The following is a 385-nucleotide window of genomic DNA, read 5'->3' as shown; positions in this document are numbered from 1 at the left end:
GTGAAGTTATCAACCTTGTTGAGTCTAGGAATTGACCCAAAGAGGATGGATTCAGTTTTGCCCAGGTGTATTGATAGTTTATTGTCGTTGAGCCAGGTGCAGATCTTGTTTAACTCGGAGCTAAGAGCCTTTTCCACATGCAACTTGTCCTTGTCGGAGACAAGGAGAGCCGAGTCATCCGCGAACAAGAACAAGTTGCAGTCACAAGCAGATGCCATATCGTTAACATAAACTAGGAACAAAAGAGGTCCTAGTATGCTTCCTTGGGGAACACCACAGGTTATTGGGAGGGGAGGGGACATGGTTCCGTTAACTTCAACCATCTGTTCTCTCCCCACCAAATAAGAGTGCATCCAGCTTACTGCATTGTCGTCAAGACCAATAG

General features: G+C 46.0%; 1 protein-coding gene. It reads right to left on the bottom strand.

The features are described 5' to 3' along the window. Positions 1–338 (bottom strand): reverse transcriptase domain-containing protein (locus tag IEQ44_RS15620; RefSeq protein ID WP_193639400.1); only part of this gene is annotated, 338 nt, incomplete at its 3' end. Between the last annotated feature and the right edge of the window lie 47 nt (positions 339–385).

This window comes from Nocardioides malaquae (assembly GCF_015070385.1).
GTDB classification, from domain to species: Bacteria; Actinomycetota; Actinomycetes; order Propionibacteriales; family Nocardioidaceae; genus Nocardioides; species Nocardioides malaquae.
This window is presented reverse-complemented; position numbering and strand designations above follow the sequence as displayed.